General features: G+C 66.4%; 16 protein-coding genes. 9 read left to right on the forward strand and 7 right to left on the reverse strand.

Translation table 11 applies throughout. The features are described 5' to 3' along the window. The first annotated feature begins 108 nt into the window (after window positions 1-108). The gene (locus CLV78_RS05810; RefSeq protein WP_158263450.1) at window positions 109-1,509 is read left to right on the forward strand and encodes a diguanylate cyclase; all 1,401 of its coding nucleotides are present in this window, start codon (window positions 109-111) and stop codon (window positions 1,507-1,509) included. 47 nt (window positions 1,510-1,556) lie between these two features. Here CLV78_RS05810 and CLV78_RS05815 read toward each other — a convergent pair whose 3' ends face one another. The 4 genes from CLV78_RS05815 to CLV78_RS05830 all read right to left on the reverse strand — a co-directional run bounded on the left by CLV78_RS05815 (window position 1,557) and on the right by CLV78_RS05830 (window position 3,776). Beyond that, window positions 1,557-2,129 (reverse strand): periplasmic heavy metal sensor, encoded by a 573-nt coding sequence (locus tag CLV78_RS05815; RefSeq protein ID WP_106203857.1) that lies wholly within the window; start codon window positions 2,127-2,129, stop codon window positions 1,557-1,559. Window positions 2,130-2,141: 12 nt separating this feature from the next. Continuing rightward, the gene (locus tag CLV78_RS05820) at window positions 2,142-2,522 is read right to left on the reverse strand and encodes a dihydroorotate dehydrogenase (RefSeq protein WP_106203858.1); all 381 of its coding nucleotides are present in this window, start codon (window positions 2,520-2,522) and stop codon (window positions 2,142-2,144) included. Next, complete coding sequence (locus tag CLV78_RS05825; protein ID WP_106203859.1) at window positions 2,512-3,111, reverse strand: RNA polymerase sigma factor; 600 nt, start codon at window positions 3,109-3,111, stop codon at window positions 2,512-2,514. Before CLV78_RS05825 ends, CLV78_RS05820 begins: the two co-directional genes overlap by 11 nt. 101 nt (window positions 3,112-3,212) lie before the next feature. Beyond that, complete coding sequence (locus CLV78_RS05830; protein WP_158263451.1) at window positions 3,213-3,776, reverse strand: EF-hand domain-containing protein; 564 nt, start codon at window positions 3,774-3,776, stop codon at window positions 3,213-3,215. A 424-nt stretch (window positions 3,777-4,200) separates the two neighbouring features. Here CLV78_RS05830 and CLV78_RS05835 point away from each other — a divergent pair, with 424 nt between their 5' ends. After that, window positions 4,201-4,638, forward strand: coding sequence for a DUF983 domain-containing protein (locus CLV78_RS05835; protein ID WP_106203861.1), 438 nt, complete (start codon window positions 4,201-4,203; stop codon window positions 4,636-4,638). 3 nt (window positions 4,639-4,641) lie between these two features. Beyond that, window positions 4,642-5,316, forward strand: coding sequence for an NUDIX hydrolase (locus CLV78_RS05840; RefSeq protein ID WP_106203862.1), 675 nt, complete (start codon window positions 4,642-4,644; stop codon window positions 5,314-5,316). Window positions 5,317-5,415: 99 nt separating this feature from the next. On the opposite strand, the gene CLV78_RS05845 is transcribed toward CLV78_RS05840, so the two are convergent. The 3 genes from CLV78_RS05845 to CLV78_RS05855 are packed head-to-tail and all read right to left on the reverse strand — an operon-like array spanning window position 5,416 to window position 7,771. After that, entirely contained in the window at window positions 5,416-6,336 is a 921-nt protein-coding gene (locus CLV78_RS05845; RefSeq protein WP_106203863.1) for a DMT family transporter, read from the reverse strand. A 6-nt stretch (window positions 6,337-6,342) separates the two neighbouring features. Beyond that, window positions 6,343-6,696, reverse strand: a complete 354-nt coding sequence (locus CLV78_RS05850) for a hypothetical protein (RefSeq protein ID WP_106203864.1) — start codon at window positions 6,694-6,696, stop codon at window positions 6,343-6,345. A gap of 31 nt (window positions 6,697-6,727) precedes the next feature. Continuing rightward, a complete protein-coding gene (locus CLV78_RS05855; protein ID WP_106203865.1) occupies window positions 6,728-7,771 on the reverse strand; it encodes an aldo/keto reductase in 1,044 nt (347 codons plus the stop codon). A gap of 766 nt (window positions 7,772-8,537) precedes the next feature. Between CLV78_RS05855 and CLV78_RS05860 the strand changes: the two genes are divergently transcribed. From CLV78_RS05860 to CLV78_RS05885, 6 genes are all read left to right on the forward strand, one after another. After that, a complete protein-coding gene (locus CLV78_RS05860; RefSeq protein ID WP_245924885.1) occupies window positions 8,538-9,212 on the forward strand; it encodes an ImuA family protein in 675 nt (224 codons plus the stop codon). Window positions 9,213-9,918: 706 nt separating this feature from the next. After that, complete coding sequence (locus CLV78_RS05865) at window positions 9,919-11,142, forward strand: MFS transporter (protein ID WP_106203866.1); 1,224 nt, start codon at window positions 9,919-9,921, stop codon at window positions 11,140-11,142. Between the two features lie 135 nt (window positions 11,143-11,277). After that, window positions 11,278-12,996 carry a methionine--tRNA ligase gene (metG, locus tag CLV78_RS05870; RefSeq protein ID WP_106203867.1) on the forward strand — a complete coding sequence of 573 codons (1,719 nt, stop codon included), beginning with the start codon at window positions 11,278-11,280 and terminating at the stop codon, window positions 12,994-12,996. A 712-nt stretch (window positions 12,997-13,708) separates the two neighbouring features. Continuing rightward, entirely contained in the window at window positions 13,709-14,365 is a 657-nt protein-coding gene (locus CLV78_RS05875; protein WP_106203868.1) for an ABC transporter ATP-binding protein, read from the forward strand. After that, window positions 14,362-16,773 carry an ABC transporter permease gene (locus tag CLV78_RS05880; protein ID WP_106203869.1) on the forward strand — a complete coding sequence of 804 codons (2,412 nt, stop codon included), beginning with the start codon at window positions 14,362-14,364 and terminating at the stop codon, window positions 16,771-16,773. Before CLV78_RS05875 ends, CLV78_RS05880 begins: the two co-directional genes overlap by 4 nt. Next, entirely contained in the window at window positions 16,763-17,878 is a 1,116-nt protein-coding gene (locus CLV78_RS05885) for a lipocalin-like domain-containing protein (RefSeq protein WP_106203870.1), read from the forward strand. The genes CLV78_RS05880 and CLV78_RS05885 overlap by 11 nt, the downstream gene beginning before the upstream one ends. Window positions 17,879-17,960 lie beyond the last annotated feature (82 nt).

The following is a 17,960-nucleotide window of genomic DNA, read 5'->3' on the forward strand; positions in this document are numbered from 1 at the left end:
GGCTTTTCGACCCTTTGCGTCGATGGCGTTAAAGGTTTCCTTAACCAATCCCAACAAAAGATGATCACGACAAGGGCCGGTGGAAGCCTATCACAGGAGTGCGTCGCAATGCCCGGAAGAATTCTGGTCGTCGACGATGTTGCGACCAATCGCATCATACTGAAGGTCAAGCTGACCAATGCGTGTTATGACGTGTTGCAGGCTGGCGGTGGACGTGAAGCGCTTGAGATCGCCCGGCGCGAACGACCGGAGCTGATCCTCCTTGACATGGCGATGCCGGACATGGACGGGCTGGATGTCTGCCGCGCGCTGCGGTCCGACCCCGCCACCGCGGATATCCCCGTGATCGTGGTAACGTCCCATACCGAAATGGATCTGAAGCTTGCGGCGCTGAAAGCGGGTGCCGCGGAATTCCTGTCCAAACCCTTTGACGAGATGGAGTTGCTGGCCCGCATCCGCAGCCTGCTTCGCGCCCGCGGTGTCGCGGCCGAACTTGCCCTGCGGGACGGCACCAGCCAGGCCCTTGGCTTTGCCGAACCGGCCAGCAGCTTCACCCCCGCCGGCCGCATCTGCCTTGTGGGTGCGGGGCACAAGGGTATGCAGCCGCTGAAACAGCAGCTGACCGACCTGACCAGCGACCGGATCGAGCTGCAAAGCCGCGAACAGGTTCTTAGTGGCGAAGAGCAGATGGACCTCTTTGTTGTTCCGGCCGATCTCGATTGGCCCGGCGGTGGTCTGCTCCTCCTGTCCGAGCTGCGCTCCCGCCCGGCAACCCGTCACGCCGGCATCGTCATCGTGACCGAACCCGGAAGCAGGCAATCCGCCACCATGGCGCTCGATCTGGGAGCATCGGACATCGTCTCGATGCCAATCCATGCCGACGAGTTGGTCTTGCGCCTGCGCGCCATGATGCAGCAGAAACGGCAGGCTGATCGGCTGCGCAGCAAGGTTCGCGACGGCCTTCAGATGGCAGTGACCGACCCCCTGACCGGGCTCTTCAACCGGCGCTATGCGATGTCGCACCTGAGCCGCATCCGCGAACAGGCGGAGACCGCAGAGCGGGCTTTTGCCATCATGCTCATCGATCTTGATCACTTCAAACGGGTGAACGACACCCATGGCCACGCGACTGGCGACCATGTGTTGAAGACCGTAGCCGAAACCCTCTCGGCCAACCTCCGCAACGTGGACCTGATTTCCCGCATCGGCGGGGAAGAGTTCCTAGCAGTGCTTCCGAACATTTCTGCCGCCGCTGCGGTCAACGCCGCCGAAAGACTCCGCGGGGCTGTTGCAAGTCAACGGTTCCGGGTGCCGGCGGTCGACGGCGCCCCGAAGCCGGCACCATTGGAACAGACCATCTCCATCGGGCTCGTGGTCTGTCAGCCCGATCCGCGCGGGCGGGAAAGGACCTCCAGCCTTCTCGACCGCGCGGACAAGGCTCTCTATGCCGCCAAGGCCGAGGGTCGGAACCGGGTCAATACGCATCAGACCAACCGGGCGGCGGCGTGATCGGAGCGGTCCAGCATCAGGACCCACTCAAGACAGCCTGAAGGCAATCAATCTGCGTGAGAACGCGGCCCCTCTCCGCGATCGCCCTTGCGATGACCCTCGCCGTTGGGCGGTTCGCCCTTCCGCCAGTCCCGGCCCCGGATCCCGTTTTCCAGATCATCGGCAAAGGCCCGGCGCGCCTCCGGAGACATCTCGCCCAGCCGCGCGACAAGGATGTCCTGTCCGAGCCGCCAGCCGGAAATCGCCTGCCTGTTCTGGATCTCCAGAAGGTCCGCCATGCGCATCGCATCAAAGGGGTCGGATCGCAACACGGCAAGGCTCTCCGCGAAGGCCTGCCGCCATGCGTTGCGCCCCTCCCGCAGGCTGTCTTTCCGCGCCCGCGAGGCCTTCAGGATTGCCCGGCGGTCATCTTTTTCCAACGCCATGAGATAGGGTCCAAGACCGAGTTCGCGGGAAATCCGGATCGGCCGATCCTCGTCATGGCGCCAGGTGCCGGATACCGCGCCCCCGACAAGTCCGAGGATCGCGAGGTTCAGTGCCAGCGAAACGAACAGCACCACCCGCATCCACACAGGGCTGCGACGGCGGGTCGGGTCGGGCGTTTGGGGCCCATGGGTCATGTCTTGCGGTTCCTATTCATCGGCCAGCAGCAGGTCATATGCAGGCAACGTTCCATCCAGCGGCAAACCATACCCACTGTCGAGAACGTCCAGCGAAAGGGTTTCGAGCGCGAGCGGGGGGCTGTAGCCGATCCAGACACCTGCCATCGTCGCCGCGGCAAGTCCGGTCATTGCCGGCCATCCTCCCATGGCCTCGATCGCCCCGGAAAGCCAGCCACGGCGCGGCGCTTTCGCGGGTGCGGTCACTGCAGGCCCGGGCGCCGGTTGCTCCTCATAGGCGTCGGCCAGAACGCGCGCCATCAGATCCGCAGAGGGATCGCCATCCACGTCACGGGCGGCCTTGAAGAACGTTTCCAGTTCCGTATCGACGGTTTCGGCAGACTTACGTGTCATCGCTCAACCCCAGTTCTGCCCTGCGTCCCAAAAGCCGGGACGCAAGAGCGCGCTTTCCTCGGGCGGTCAGGCTCTCGACCGCCTCGACGCCGATGTCCATCACAGCGGCAATCTGAGGGTTCGACAAGCCCTCGAGATGCCGGAGCACCACGGCCTGACGCTGCCGATCCGGCAATTCCGCCAGCGCCGCGCGCAAGGCTGCGGCGCGGTCGCGCTCCAGAAGGCGCTGGTCGGCACCGGGTCTTTCGTCCTCCGGCTCTCCGCCGTCGCCAAAAACCTCGTCGAGCCCCACCCCGCGCCGACGGCGCAACCGGTCGATGCAGAGATTGCTCGCCACCCGATAGAGCCAGGTCGAAACCAGCGCTTCTCCATCGCGCCACTCGGGCGCGATCTTCCAAAGCCGCAACATCGCTTCCTGTGCCACGTCCTCGGCCTCTGCCCGGTCGCCCAGCATACGCAGCGCCTGGGCCAGAACCCGCGGCGTCAGCCGGATCGTCAAGACGCGGGCCGCCGCCCGGTTGCCGCTCGCATAGAGCGCCAAGAGGGCTTCGTCCGATGTCTCGGCTTCGGCGTCAAGCGGCATGGTCATGGTATCCGTGGCCTAGACCTGAACTGGATCGGAACGCAATGCCCGGTAGTTAGAGCCCCGCGCGACCGCCGGCCGCGCGGGACATTGCCAGAGACCGTGCCTCAGTTGTTCCAGAACGGCATCCGGTCGCCGCCGCGCTTGCCGTCGCGATCGCCACGACCGCCCCGTTCCCCCTTGCCGCCGCGCATCTGCATGAATTTCTGCGCCTCGGCGAACTCCGCCTCGGAGATCGCTCCATCCTTGTCAGTGTCGAACCGCTCAAGGAAGCGGCCGCCCGGCTCCGCCGACCTGCGCTGTCCGGCGGCGGCCACCATTTCCTCCCCGCTGATGGCGCCGTCCTTGTCGGTATCCAGACGCGCGATCATGCGATCGACCCGCGCGGCCTGGCGATCCGAACGCGCCGTTTCGATCGCCGCGCCCATCTCCGCCTTCGAGATCTTGCCGTCGCCATCGGTATCTGCGGCCTTGAACCGTTCGGCCATCTTCGCGGCGGGGAAGGCCGCCATTTCCTCTGCCGTCACCTTGCCGTCGCCGTTCGTGTCCAGTTCGGCGAAAGTCGGGGCCTCCATGGGGCCACCCCTGCTGCCAAAGCCACGCGCCTGAACGTCGCTCGTCGCGGCGAGTCCGACGACGATGGCGGTCGAGAGAAGTGCAATCCGGATCATCACGTGTATCCTGTTCTTCGTTTCTGGTCCTACCCGGCTGTTCGCGCCGTGTATGGTTCTCCAACGCCGCGATGGCCGCGTTCCGTCGGCGACGGCAGTTTTTTCTTCGCTGCTGTGCGGGCAGGATCGGAGGGAAGAGGTTGGCGGCTGCGGAAAAATGCACTTCAGGGCACTGATATTCATGAATTTATCTCGAATTCACGACTGCGGAACCGCCCGCCACCCGGATGCCATCACATGAACGTGAGGCGCGATCCGGGTGCCGTGCCAGCGCCGCCCGGCGCGTTCAGGCATAGCCCGGCCCTGTTCGCGACATCCCGCCGCAAGCGGCGCCAACCGCTTCGCTTCCCCGTTCGAAACTGTCATCCTGCCGGCGCGAACGGGTGCGGCTCCGGAAAGGCCGCCAGACACAGGAGACGTGGGTATGCAAACCCCGAACACGGGCGCGGCCCTTGCAGCCGTCGAAGAGCGCCCGCTGAAACGTGCCATGGCGCGCGGGTGGCGCCGACGCTGCCCCAAATGTGGCAGCGGTCCGCTGTTTTCCGGCTATCTGAAGGTGGCTGACCATTGTGCTGTCTGTGGCGAAGCCTTCCACCACCAGAGAGCGGACGACGGGCCGGCCTATCTCACGATCCTGATCGTCGCGCACATGGTCGGTTTCGCGCTGCACCTCCTTTATTCCCAGTTGCGGCTGGACCCGCTGATCATGGCCACGGTCCTGAGCATTCTCTGCGTGGCTGCCTCGCTCTACCTGCTTCCGCGGATCAAGGGGGCCTTTGTCGCGCTGCAATGGTCGCGGCGGATGCACGGCTTCGGCCGGGAGCCCGCGCCGCCCGCAAAAGGGCACGAGACCGGAGCCTGAGACGTGAACCCAGACAAAACGGCACTCCGCGATGCCTCGACCGTGATCCTGTGGCGCCAGGGCGGCAGCGGCCCGGAGGTGTTGATGGGGCAAAGGGGGGCCGGTGCTGCCTTCATGCCGAACAAGTTCGTCTTTCCAGGCGGAGCTATTGACGACGACGACGGCGAGGTGCCGCTGGCGGACCTGCCGGATCCGACCTGCCTGAGGCGACTTGGCCAACAGGCGAGCGCCGCACGGGTTCCGGCGCTGCTGTCCGGCGCTATTCGGGAGGTCTGGGAGGAAACCGGGCTGGTTCTGGGTCGGAAGCAAGGGTGGTCCGCACCGGGTCCGGATTGGGAGAGCTTCGCCGCCACCGGGCACGCGCCCTCCGCGGCACATCTGTCTTTTGTGTTCCGCGCCATCACGCCCCCCGGTCGGCCCCGCCGCTTCGACGCGCGGTTCTTCCTTGTCCCTGCCAGCGCCGTAGCCGGCGATCCGGACGATTTCTCCGAGGCCTGTGACGAGTTGCGGCACCTGCAATGGATACCGCTCTCGGAGGTGCGCGGCTTCGATTTGCCGTTCATAACCGAAGTTGTTCTGGCGGAGGTGGCGCCGTTGATCTCCCGCTCTGGACCACCGCAAACCGTGCCGTTCGTACGCAACGACGACATGGTCTCCGGCATCACGCGCCTGCGCTGAGGGGCGGGCGGCTCCCGCCATCGGCGGACGCGGGCAAGCCGCGCCACGCAGATGTTGGGCCGGGCGGCGGCTGCGCCGCCGTGGCGCGTCAGGGAACCGTCATACCAACAGGACGAGCAGGACGAGGCTGACGAACAAGAGCGCGATGCCCGCGATCTCCCGCCGCGACAACCGCTCGCCAAAGAGTATGGCGCCACCGGCAATGGAGAACAGCAGTTCCACTTGCCCGACGGCGTAGACATAGGCCGCGTTCTGCAGGGCGAAGGCCACGAACCAGCAAAAACTCCCGGCGAGGCTGGTGAGCCCCATCACGACACCGGGGCGCCAGGCACGCAGCACGGTGCCGATCTGTGCCCGGTCGCGGGCGATAAACCAGACAGCCATCAGCAGGGTCTGGGCCATCGTCACCAATGCGAGTGCAAGGGCGGCACGGAAGACCACCGGCCCGTCGCCAAGTGCGAGGGTTGCGCCGCGATACCCGACACCTGCAAGCGCGAAGAACGCGCCACTGGAAAGCCCCAGCGCAACCGATGGGGTCAGGAACCGCCGCAGACCCTGCCCTCTCGCGTCGCCATCGACCTCTCCTGACAGCACCAGCAATGCGACGAACCCCAGGGCCAGCGCGCCGAAGCCGCTCGCGCTGACTGTCTCTCCGAGAAGCAGCCAGCCGACGAGAACCGTCTGCAACACTTCGGATTTCTTGAAGGTTATCCCCACCGCGAAGTTGCGCCGAGAAAACAAGGCGACGACGCAGATCGTGGCAAGGATCTGCGTCACGCCACCGGCAAGCGCAAAGGCCCAGAAACGGGCCGTGATCGGCGGCAGGTCGACCCCGGACACCGCCAGCCAGCCAACCATGCCGCAGCCAAGCAGTGGTGCGGACCACACGAACCGCGCCCAGGTTGCGCCCGTGGCGGACAGCCCGGCCAGTTTCAGCCGTTTCTGAAGGGCGAAACGTGCCGTCTGAAACAGCGCGGCGGCGATCGTGGCGACGATCCACAGGTCGGGCGCGGCGCTCACCCTACATCAGTCCAGACAGTTGGTGGCCAGTTGCCCGTTGTCCATGATCACCTCATGGCAGCCAAAGAGCGGCACCGCAGGGGCGCAGGTCTTGGACCGTGCGAGGCAGAGCCCCTCGCAATCGGCCCCGGTCGTACATGCCTGGTTGGCATCCCTCGGCGTGATCGTGCAGACCCGAAGAGCGCCACCGGGCCGGGTCGCAAGGTAGCCACCCCTGGCAGTGCAGCTTGCCTCGGCCTGCTGCACGGCTTCCGGCGTCCCCGGCAGGATCGGCGCGGGGTCTTCCTTTTCCGCCGGGAGACAGCCCGACAGGATGGCTGTCAGGGCAAGGCTTGCGAGTATCAGAGTGCGGTTGCGCATGGATTGTCCGGTGAATGTGGTGAGGGCGCGATCAATAGGGCATGGGGTGCCCGCGATGGGCCTCGTTGATATCCTTCAGCGTTTCCGCGTCGAGCACAAGGTCCCGACCGGCCAGGATGCGTTGCAGTTGCTCGCTGGTCGTGGCGCCGAAGATCGCCGACCCCATGAAGGGACGCGACCGGCAGAATGCCAGTGCCATGTGCACCGGATCGAGGCCGCGCGCCTGCGCGATGCCGACATAGGCGGCGACAGCGGCCGCGGAGCGTGGCGTGTTGCGCCCGCCGAGAGCGGCGTTGATGTCCATGCGACTGCCCTCCGGCACCTTGCCGTCAAGGTATTTTCCCGTGAGCAAGCCTGTCGCGAGGGGGGAATACGCCAGCAGCCCAACGCGCTCGTTGACACAGAGTTCGGCGAGGTCGGTGTCGAAGAGGCGGCACATCAGCGAGTATTCATTCTGGATCGAGATCATTCGCGGGCCGCCGGTCTGCGTGGCAAGACGCAGCCATTCGGAGGTGCCCCAGGCGCTCTCGTTCGAAAGGCCGACCTCGCGGATCTTGCCCTGGCGCTGCAGCCGACCGAGCGCCTCCAGGACGAGAACCATGTTGGCCTCGGTCTCGGCACGGTTCTGCGTGGACGGATCGAAGTCCCAGTATTGGCGGAAGTGGTAGGATCCGCGGTTGGGCCAGTGCAGCTGGTACAGGTCGATCACATCCGTCTTCAACCGCTGGAGCGAGCCATCGACGGCCTCTATCAGGGTTTCTGCGTCGATCCCCCGACCCTCGCGGCAGATACCGCCGTTGGCGCCGGTGATCTTGGTGGCAAGCACGATATCGTCGCGCCGTCCAGACGTGGCGATCCAGTTGCCGATGATCTCCTCGGTCTTGCCGATGTTCTCGGCGCGGACGGGATTGACCGGGTACATCTCGGCCGTGTCGATGAAGTTGATCCCGGCGGCCAACGCCATGTCGATCTGCCGGTGGGCATCGACCTCGGGTGTCTGGGTGCCGAAGGTCATAGTGCCAAGGCACAGGTCGCTGACCTCCAGGGCGGAGGTTCCAAGGGGGTGCTTCTGCATGATCGTTTCCATTCCTGCGGTTGCGCGGATTCATACCTATCGTCCGCCGGTGGGCAAGCCCGGAGCGACATTGCATGGGGCGAGGCACTCCCGCCCGTCGTCGATGCATCACAGATGCACCTCCTCCCGTTGGGCCGGGCGCCCTTCGGGCGCGGCGTCGCCCGATGTCTGACCAAACGCGGAGCTTTCAGGCACAATGCCCGGTTCCGCACTGCTCCAAGCCCGGTTCCAATGTCGCGGTCAGCCGCTCGGGTTTTTGTGCGCGGATTCGGGGGCATGGCGGGGCTTCGGCGTCGGGGCCTACACCGCGCAGCGGTGCTTTCGCCGCTCGAGCTCCGCTCGGTGGCAGTCCCCCCTTCCGCCGGCGCGTCGGTTTGTGGGGAGCGTTTTGCGGTCTCCCCGTCTCGCCTGCACCTATCGACTCCGAAGGCCACTGTGGACCATTGGCGTCGGCCTGCCCTGATGGTTTCGCGACCACATCCGTCGCTCCCCTTTCGATGGGCATCGCCCCCGTTTCCTGCGCCCTGCGGTCTCTCGGTGATCCGAAAAATCCCCGGGAGGATCGGGCTGGGCATGCCATGTCGCGAGCGCTGCCGGGGCTCCTGACGGGTCAGTTGCCTCCGGTCTTCTCTTGATCTGCCGGAACAATCGCTTCGCCCGTGGATCGGCACGTTCAGGCGCGCTACACGCGGGTGTCGCTGTGTTCCGGGCGTTCCTGCACTGCTCTGCACTTGAGAACATAAAGGGAACACTCTACACTTCCTCCATGAGCCGCCACGCTGCCCTGCTGTCCCGCACGTCCCAGCCCTCCCGTCCCGCGCTGCCGGTTCTGGGGGACATGACATTGTCGCTCGCCCGCGCCCACGAAATCTGCGGGCCGGCCCGGCGCACGCTGGCGCTGGACGTGGCGGCGGCCTGCGACGGGCCGGTGCTCTGGATCGCTCCCGCCTGGCTCCCGGAGCGGCTGAACGGCGAGGGGGTGACATCCCGCATCGATCCCGGTCGCCTGCTGGTCCTGCACCTGCGCCGGTCGGAAGACCTGTTGTGGTCGATGGAAGAGGCGCTGCGCAGCGGTGCGGTGCCGCTGGTGGTGGCAGATCTGCCGGGGCCACCGGGTCTCACCCCTGTGCGCCGACTGCACCTGGCCGCGGAAACCGGCATGGCGGAGGGGGCGGTTTCGCCGCTGGGATTGCTGCTCACGCCGGGGGATGGAGGCGCGGCCGGCGTCGAGAGCCGCTGGCACATCGCCCCGCACCACAGCGCCAGCGAGAGCCGTTGGACGCTGGAACGTCGACGTGCCCGTGCGGCGCCCCCGGGTCGCTGGCAGATCGGGCAGAGTTCCAAGGGATCCGAGCAGCGCCTGCGCCTGACCCCGCCGCCCGCCACCGAGACGCCAGAACCACGGGAGCCACGCGCCACGGTTCGTTCGCCCGAGCCATGAACGGGTTCACCACGCCGGGAATACGCCCCCGCCCGGCGTCAGTATCAGGCAAGGCCGGCGGTCCCGGCGCGCCTTCACAGCGTCCGACGGGATGCGGTCCAGAGACATCTCCTCCGGACCACCAAAACACCACGGTGCCGACGGCCGGCCGGAACTCACGGCGGAGACCGGGTTGAGAGACACGGCCACCGGACCGACGCAATCCAACGTGCCGAGACCGGACGAGCCCGTTCGAACGACGCGCCTTCGGTGGCATCCGCTGCAAGTCGGTCGCGGGAACCTTGTAGGGGCGCAAAGGGCCACCAGGTCACCCGGCGGACATGACGGCGCGAGGAATCGTCGAAGCAGGCACCTGTACGCGGCCTGAGACCATCTGCCCGACGCCCCGACCAACCGGCGAGTGCCGCAACCGATGCCGGCCAACCAGACACCCGGACGGCCATCGACGGACCGATCACCTCTCCACCACGACCAACGCAACCACGTAGCCTTTTCGGAACCGCCCAACGTTTGCGCAGCTTCTGTCGAACCGGGCCGCCCTCTCCTCAAAAAATCCACGCGTCGGCATTGCCCTGCTTTGACAAGCCAGTCGCACCCGGTCTATTGGCCCTGCGGGTCCCCAATCCGACACCGCCGTCGCAAACGGGCCAGAATCCCACCGACCCGGCGCCTAGAGCGGACAGGTCCATTACCAAAGCCTGATCCCATGCGCCTGCTGATCTCCTTCGCCGCCCTGTTCCTGTCCGTCTTCCTGTTGCAACTGTCTTCCGGCGGCGTGGGGCCTCTCGACGCGCTCTCCGGGCTGGCCCTTGGCTTCAGCACCGCGCAGATTGGTCTGCTCGGCTCGGCGCATTTCGTTGGTTTTTTCATCGGCTGCTGGTGGGCACCGCGGCTCCTTGGGACAGTCGGCCACTCGCGCGCCTTCGCCGCCTTCACCGCCGCGGGCGCCATCGGACTGCTCTCCCACACGTTGACCGAGAATCCCTACGCCTGGACCATCTTCCGGGTGGCCATCGGCATCTGCATTTCCGGCAGCTACACGGTGGTCGAGGCCTGGCTACAGGCCAAGGCCCGCAATGCCAACCGTGGACGTGTCATGGGCGTCTACCGGATCGTCGACACGGTGGGGTCGCTTGCGGCACAGTTGATGATCGCGGTGCTGGAGCCGGCGGCCTATGTTTCCTACAACATCCTCGCGCTGCTCTGCATGGCGGCGCTCTTTCCCCTCACGCTCAGCCAGGTTCGCCAGCCCCGGACACCGAAGGCACCGCGCCTGAGGCCCGGGCTAGCCTGGCGGCTGTCACCGCTCTCGGTGGCCGGGGTCATCGTCGCAGCGGTCTCAGCCGCGTCCTTCCGGATGGTCGGGCCCGTCTATGGCCAGGAGGTCGGACTCTCGACCGGGCAGATCGCTTGGTTCCTCGCGGCCTGGGTGCTGGGCGGCGCCATGGCGCAATGGCCCGTGGGCTGGCTCGCGGACAAGTTCGACAGACGCAACGTGCTGATCGGCCTGTCTGTGGCCTCGATCGTGAGTTGCGCAACCACCATCGCGCTCGGCGCGGCGGGCGATTTGGCCGTTTTTGCCAACGCCACGATCTTCGGAATGGTGAGCTACCCGATCTACTCGGTCTCCGCCGCCCACGCCCATGACTTTGCCGACAGCTCGGAGCGGGTGGAGCTTTCGGCCGGGCTGATGTTCTTTTTCGCCGTGGGGGCAATCGGCGCGCCCTACCTCTCCTCCACGCTGATCCAGGGCTTTGGTCCGGCAGCATTGTTCGGGATGATCGCCGTGGCCCATGCCGGGCTGATCCTCTTCGGGATGGTGCGACGCCGTGCCCGCCCGACGGTCGAGGACAGGACACCCTATGTCTATTCGCCGCGCACCTCCTTCACCATCGGCCGGCTGCTGCGCGGGCAACGCGACACGAAATAGGCCCGGCACCTCGCAGCCTGCCCTTGCTGCGCGCGAGCTGCCCTGCGCGACACAATCGGGCGGTGCGCAACGCTGGCACTTCTGGCGGGCTTGGTCTAAAGGCTCGTGGCAAGACGAAATGGAGCCTCACGAGACATGTCGCGCATCCTCATCACCTCGGCCATTCCCTACATCAACGGGATCAAGCACCTGGGCAACCTGGTGGGCAGCCAGCTGCCCGCGGACCTCTTTGCCCGCTACATGCGGGCCCGTGGCAACGAGGTCCTGTTCCTCTGCGCCACCGACGAGCACGGCACGCCCGCCGAGCTGGCCGCCGCCAAGGCCGACATGCCGGTGGACGAATACTGTGCCCAGATGCACCGCACGCAGGCGAAACTGGCGGCAGGGTTCCGGCTGTCCTTCGATCATTTCGGGCGCTCATCCTCGCCGCAGAACCATCGCCTGACGCAGTATTTCGCCGGAAAGCTGGCGGAGAACGGATTCGTAGAAGAGGTCTCGGAGAAGCAGGTCTATTCCAGCGCCGACGGTCGTTTCCTGCCGGACCGCTACATCGAGGGCACCTGCCCCAACTGCGGCTACGACAAGGCCCGTGGCGACCAGTGCGAGAACTGCACCAAGCAGCTCGACCCGACCGACCTGATCGACCCGCGCTCTGCCATTTCCGGCTCCACCGATCTGGAAGTGCGCGAGACCAAGAACCTGTACCTCCGGCAGTCGGCGCTGAAACGGGATCTGGACGCCTGGATCGACAGCAAGGCCGACTGGCCGGTGCTGACCACCTCGATTGCCAAGAAATGGCTGCATGACGGTGACGGCCTTCAGGACCGTGGCATCACCCGCGACCTCAACTGGGGTATCCCGGTGAAGAAGGGCGAGCAGGATTGGCCCGGCATGGAAGGCAAGGTCTTCTACGTCTGGTTCGACGCGCCGATCGAGTACATCGCTTGCGCCGCCGAGTGGGCCGAAGCGCAGGGCAAGGACGAGGAAGACTGGTGGCGCTGGTGGCGCACCGACGCGGGCGCGGAGGATGTGCGCTACGTGCAGTTCATGGGCAAGGACAACGTGCCCTTCCACACCCTGTCCTTCCCGGCCACGATCATGGGCAGCAAGGAGCCGTGGAAGCTCGTCGATTACATCAAGTCCTTCAACTACCTGAACTACGACGGTGGCCAGTTCTCCACCAGCCAGGGCCGTGGCGTCTTCATGGACCAGGCGCTGGAGATCCTGCCGGCCGACTACTGGCGCTGGTGGCTGCTGTCGAACGCGCCGGAGACGTCGGATTCGGAGTTCACCTGGGAAAAGTTCCAGGCGGGCGTGAACAAGGACCTGGCCGACGTCCTCGGCAATTTCGTGAGCCGGGTGACGAAATTCTGCCGTTCCAAGTTCGGCGAAACCATCCCGGAGGGTGGCACCCTGACCGAGGAGGGTGCGAAGCTGGTGTCCGATCTTTCGGAGGGCATGAAGGCCTATGCAAGCCACATGGATGCCATCGACGTCCGCAAGGCGGCAGCCGAGCTGCGCGCGATGTGGGTGGCGGGCAACGAGTTCCTGCAAACCGCCGCGCCCTGGACATCCTTCAAGACGGATCCGGAACGCGCCGCGGCGGACATTCGCCTCGCGCTGAACCTGATCCGCGTCTATGCGGTAATCTCTGCGCCGTTCATCCCCGATGCCACCGCACGCCTGCTGGAAGCGATGCGCACGGACGAGGCCGACTGGCCCGAGGACATGCAAGCCGCGCTACAGCTCCTCCCGGCCGGGCATGGCTTCGCCGTCCCAGACACGCTGTTTGCAAAGATCACGGACGAGCAGCAGGAAGAATGGGCGCAGAAGTTCTCTGGCGTCAGGACCTGACCCGAGCCAGCGACCTGTATGCGGCCGGCTGGACGAAACCGGCTGCAGACCTTCCGGGCGTACCTTTGACGCGATCGGTCTGACCGCCCCCCACCGTCTTCGGTGGCGCCGCGATGAAGCGGTTTCGCACCACGCTCAGGAACCGTGTCCCTTGACGGACCTGAGTGCGGCGCGGGGCATGCCCGCCAGCCCGCAAGAGCAATACAACGCCGGGATGCGCCCAGTGTGGCTCCGCCGATGCCCGCCCGACGATCCCCCGCTTCGACCGCCGCCGGGCCGACTGTGTCGATGACCAACGCGCCTTGACCACAGGCCTTGACCACGGGCCAGGTGTTTGATCTCGGGTCTTGATGGTGCGATCCGTGATTTGGAATGGGAGGAAGCCCTATGGCACAGGTAGGCCAAGGCTTCGCCACGATCGCGTTGACCCCCGGGCCAATGCCCGTATTCACCGAGAGGCGCGCCCGTCCTCAGAGCAGCAATTCTGCGATGGCAGGCTTCACGATCTGTATCCAATAGCGGTGCCGTTCTGGGTGCCGACCAATGCCTCGGCGCGAACGGGTGGCATTTCCACCGACCGCCACGCGACACCGCCGCCGCAGCATCGCCGGATGACCCGGCCAGACGCACGCCTTGCGGGGCACCCTTTTCCTTGGCTGTGCAACGGGCTAGGTCTCCACTGTGCACGTGAGCGCAAGTGACAAGGCCGACCATGCTGATCGACGCCCGGGACCTCCACAAGAGCTACATGACGGCAGAAGGGTCTGTGCCCGTTCTGTCCGGTGTCTCGCTTACCCTGGGAGCCGGTGAAACCCTTGCCCTGACCGGAGAATCCGGCAGCGGCAAGAGCACGCTGCTCCACTTGATCGCGGCTCTCGACCAGCCTGACCGGGGCGAGGTCCGGCTCGGCGGCACCTCCCTGACCGGACAGACCGACCGACAGCGCGCGGAGATGCGCCGCAAATCCGTCGGTCTCGTGTTTCAACAGTTCAACCTCGTTCCCTCTCTGACCGTCGCCCAGAACCTTGCCTTTCAGGCCCGTCTGGCCGGCCGGTTGGACTCCGCTTGGCTCGACCGGCTGACCGGGCAACTGGGCCTCTCCGGGATGACCGACCGCTACCCCGAGCAGCTCTCCGGCGGACAGCAGCAACGGGTCGCCATCGGGCGCGCACTCGCCGCGCGTCCCCCCGTACTGCTGGCCGACGAACCCACCGGCAATCTCGACGAGGCGACAGCCGATACCGTCCTCGCGCTGATCCTCGAACTGGTCACGGAAACCGGGGCGGGGCTGCTGCTCGTCACCCACTCCGATCGCCTTGCCGGGCGGCTTTCCCGCAGGCTGCACCTTCGTCAGGGCCATATCGCATGAGACGCGCCGCCCTGCAGGCGCTGCTGTCGCACTGGCGGAGGCAGCCGTTGCAATTGCTCACACTGCTGGCAGGGCTTGCGCTCGCCACCGCGCTCTGGTCGGCCGTTCAGGCCATCAATGCCGAGGCCCGCCGGTCCTATGCGCAGGCCGCCTCCGTCCTTGATCGCGGAACCCTCGCCAACCTGACCGCTCCGGGCGGAACGATAGCGACCGACACCTACGCCGCCTTGCGCCGGGCCGGCTGGAAAGTCTCCCCTGTCATCGAGGGGCGGATTGTTCGCGGCGGCCAGAGGGTCGCGATCGTCGGGCTGGAGCCCCTCACCGCCCCACAGGGCGCCCTGCCAGAGACGGTCGGGCCGGCGGTGCCGCCGCAGGAGATGTTCTCCCATCCCGGTGTCGGCTTTGCTGCCCCGCAGACAGTTGCGGCGCTTGCCGACCTGCCCGACAGCCACGACCTCCCCCGCCTTGTCGCCGCCGCCTCGATGCCACCCGGCCAGATCCTGACCGACATCGCGGTGGCCGGACGGCTCCTCGATCTGAAGGGGAGCATGCATCGCCTGATTGTCCTGCCGGAGCAGCCTGCCACCCGCCGCCCGCTGGAGGACGTGGCCCCGGACCTGACCCTCACGCCACCGCGAGACGGCGGTGATCTCGCCCGTCTGACCGACAGTTTCCACCTCAACCTCACGGCCTTCGGATTGCTGTCCTTCGCCGTCGGCCTGTTCATTGTGCATGGTGCCGTGGGCCTCGCCTTCGAGCAGCGCCGGCAGGTGTTCCGCACCCTGCGTGCGCTTGGACTGCCGCTCGGCACGCTTCTCGGCATGCTGCTGGCGGAATTGTTGATCCTCGCTCTGATCGCCGGGAGTTTCGGGGTCACCGCCGGCTACCTGATCGCCGGCGCACTGTTGCCCGATGTCGCCGCCACATTGCGCGGTCTCTACGGCGCTTCGGTCCCCGGCAGCCTGACCTTCGATCCGGGTTGGGCCGTGTCCGGGCTGGGCATTGCGCTGCTGGGCACGCTGGTCGCCGCCGCAAACGGGTTGCTCGCGGTCCGGCGCATGCCGCTTCTAGCCAGCGCCCAGCCCCGCGCCTGGGCCACGCTTTCGGGCCGCGCCGTGCGACGGCAGGCCGTCGCGGGCGCGGTCCTTGCCACGCTGGGCGCCCTCGCTCCATTGCTGGCAGATGGCCTCGTGGCGGGGTTCGTCCTGATGGGCGGCCTGCTTCTGGGCGCCGCTCTGGCCTTGCCGTTTTTTCTGACCACCGTTCTCGGGATCTGTGCCGGGCGGGCCCGTTCGGCAACATGGGAGTGGTTCTGGGCCGACACGCGGCAGCAATTGCCCGGCCTGTCGCTGGCGCTGATGGCGCTGCTGCTGGCGCTGGCGACCAATATCGGCGTGACGACGATGGTCTCCTCCTTCCGCCTGACCTTCACCGGGTGGCTGGATCAGCGGCTGGTCTCCCAACTCTATGTCACGGCCCGCAACGAAGCCGATGGCGAAGCCTTGCGCGCCTGGCTGACCCCGCGCGCCGAGGCGGTGCTTCCGATCTGGTCGCTGGAGCTGCCGCTCAATGGCACGGTCGGAGAGGTCTATGGTATCATCGACCATCCCATCTACGCCGAAAAGTGGCCCCTGTTGGCCAAGGTACCGGACGCCTGGGACCGGCTGGCCTCCGGCACCGGCGTTCTGGTCAACGAGCAACTGGCACGCCGCGAGGAGGTGTCCCTTGGCGATCCACTGTCCATCGGAGAGGACTGGACGCTGCCTGTGGTTGCCATCTACTCCGACTACGGCAATCCCCTGGGGCAGGCGATCACGGGGCTGGACCCGCTTCAAGCCGGCCACCCTGAGCTGCCGCGACTGCGCCATGGGGTCCTCACCGACGATCCCGACGGCTTGCTCACCGCGCTACGCGAAGACTTTGGCCTGCCCGACGCCAACATGACCCATCAGGCGAACCTCAAGGCTTTCTCGATGCAGGTATTCGAGCGTACCTTCGCCGTGACCGCCGCTCTCAACGTGCTGACACTTGCGGTGGCGGCCTTCGCGATCCTGACCTCGCTGCTGACCCTCTCAGCGATGCGCCTGCCACAGCTGGCGCCGGTCTGGGCGCTCGGCCTCACGCGCAGTCATCTTGCCCGGATGGAGGTGGTCCGCAGCCTCGCCCTCGCCGCGCTCACCTTCGTGCTTGCCCTGCCGACCGGGCTGTTGCTCGCCTGGGCGTTGCTGGCCGTGGTGAATGTCGAGGCATTCGGCTGGCGGCTGCCGATGTTCCTCTTCCCGGCGCAATGGCTCGCACTCTTCGCCCTTGCTCTGCTGGCCGCCCTGATCGCCGCCGCGCTTCCCGTGCGCCGCCTCGCCCGAACCGCACCGGCCCAGTTCCTCAAGGTCTTCGCCGATGAACGATAACCTCGCGCACCCGTTTCCCCGCGCCGGATGGCGCAATGCCCTCGGCGGTCTGCTTCTGGCGGCCACGGCAAGCCTGGCACACGCCCCGGCGAGTGCCCAGGGCTACGCGGGGCTCGGCACCGAGGCCGAGGGTTTTGCCCTGCCTTCGCCGGAGACCAACTTCTCCTTTCCCCGCGACCATGGCCCGCATCCCGATTTCCGGATCGAATGGTGGTATCTCACCGCGAACCTGAGTGGGGAGGACGGGAACGAATACGGGATCCAATGGACGCTTTTTCGCTCCGCTCTCCAGCCGGGCGAGGCCGACGGCTGGGACAGCCCACAAATCTGGATGGGCCATGCCGGCCTGACGACACCCGATGCCCACTTCGTCGCCGAACGCCTTGCACGCGGCGGGATCGGACAGGCCGGCGTCTCCGCACATCCTTTCGAGGCCTGGATCGACGACTGGCAGATGCGCCAGACGGGCGGATCAACCGCAACGCTGGGCTCCCTGTCGCTTTCGGCGCGCGGAGAGGGGTTCGGCTACGACCTCTCCCTGCAATCCGACGGGCCGCTGGTTTTTCAGGGAAACGACGGATACTCGGTGAAATCCCCGGACGGACAAGCCAGCTACTACTACTCGCAACCGTTTTACCGGATCACCGGCACGCTTTCGCTCGCCGACGGCCCTGTGCGGGTAACCGGCGAGGGTTGGCTCGACCGGGAATGGTCCTCCCAGCCGCTGTCGGAAACACAGGACGGATGGGACTGGATCTCGCTGCATCTTGCCACCGGGGCAAAGCTGATGGGATTCCGCCTTCGGGACCGGGCGGGAGAGCCCTTCACTTCCGCGACATGGATTGACCCGGACGGCACGGCATTCCCCTATTCCGACGGGCACCTGAGCTTGACCCCGCTGGCGGCGAGCGACGTGTCCGGCGCCGACATTCCGACCAGCTGGCAGGTCGACCTGCCGGACCGGGCGCTGTCGGTGACGCTCTCCGCACTGAACCCGCAAAGCTGGATGTCGACCTCCTTCCCCTATTGGGAAGGGCCCGTCATGATCAGCGGGACCCATTCCGGGCGCGGCTATCTGGAGATGACCGGATACGGTCCGGAATAGCCGACGGCGACACCACGCGGCTGACAGGTAACGCACCTCCCCCGCCTGCCCCCGCCCAGACGCCGTCGGCACAACCTGAGCG

Source organism: Aliiruegeria haliotis, from assembly GCF_003003255.1.
GTDB lineage: Bacteria > Pseudomonadota > Alphaproteobacteria > Rhodobacterales > Rhodobacteraceae > Tropicimonas > Tropicimonas haliotis.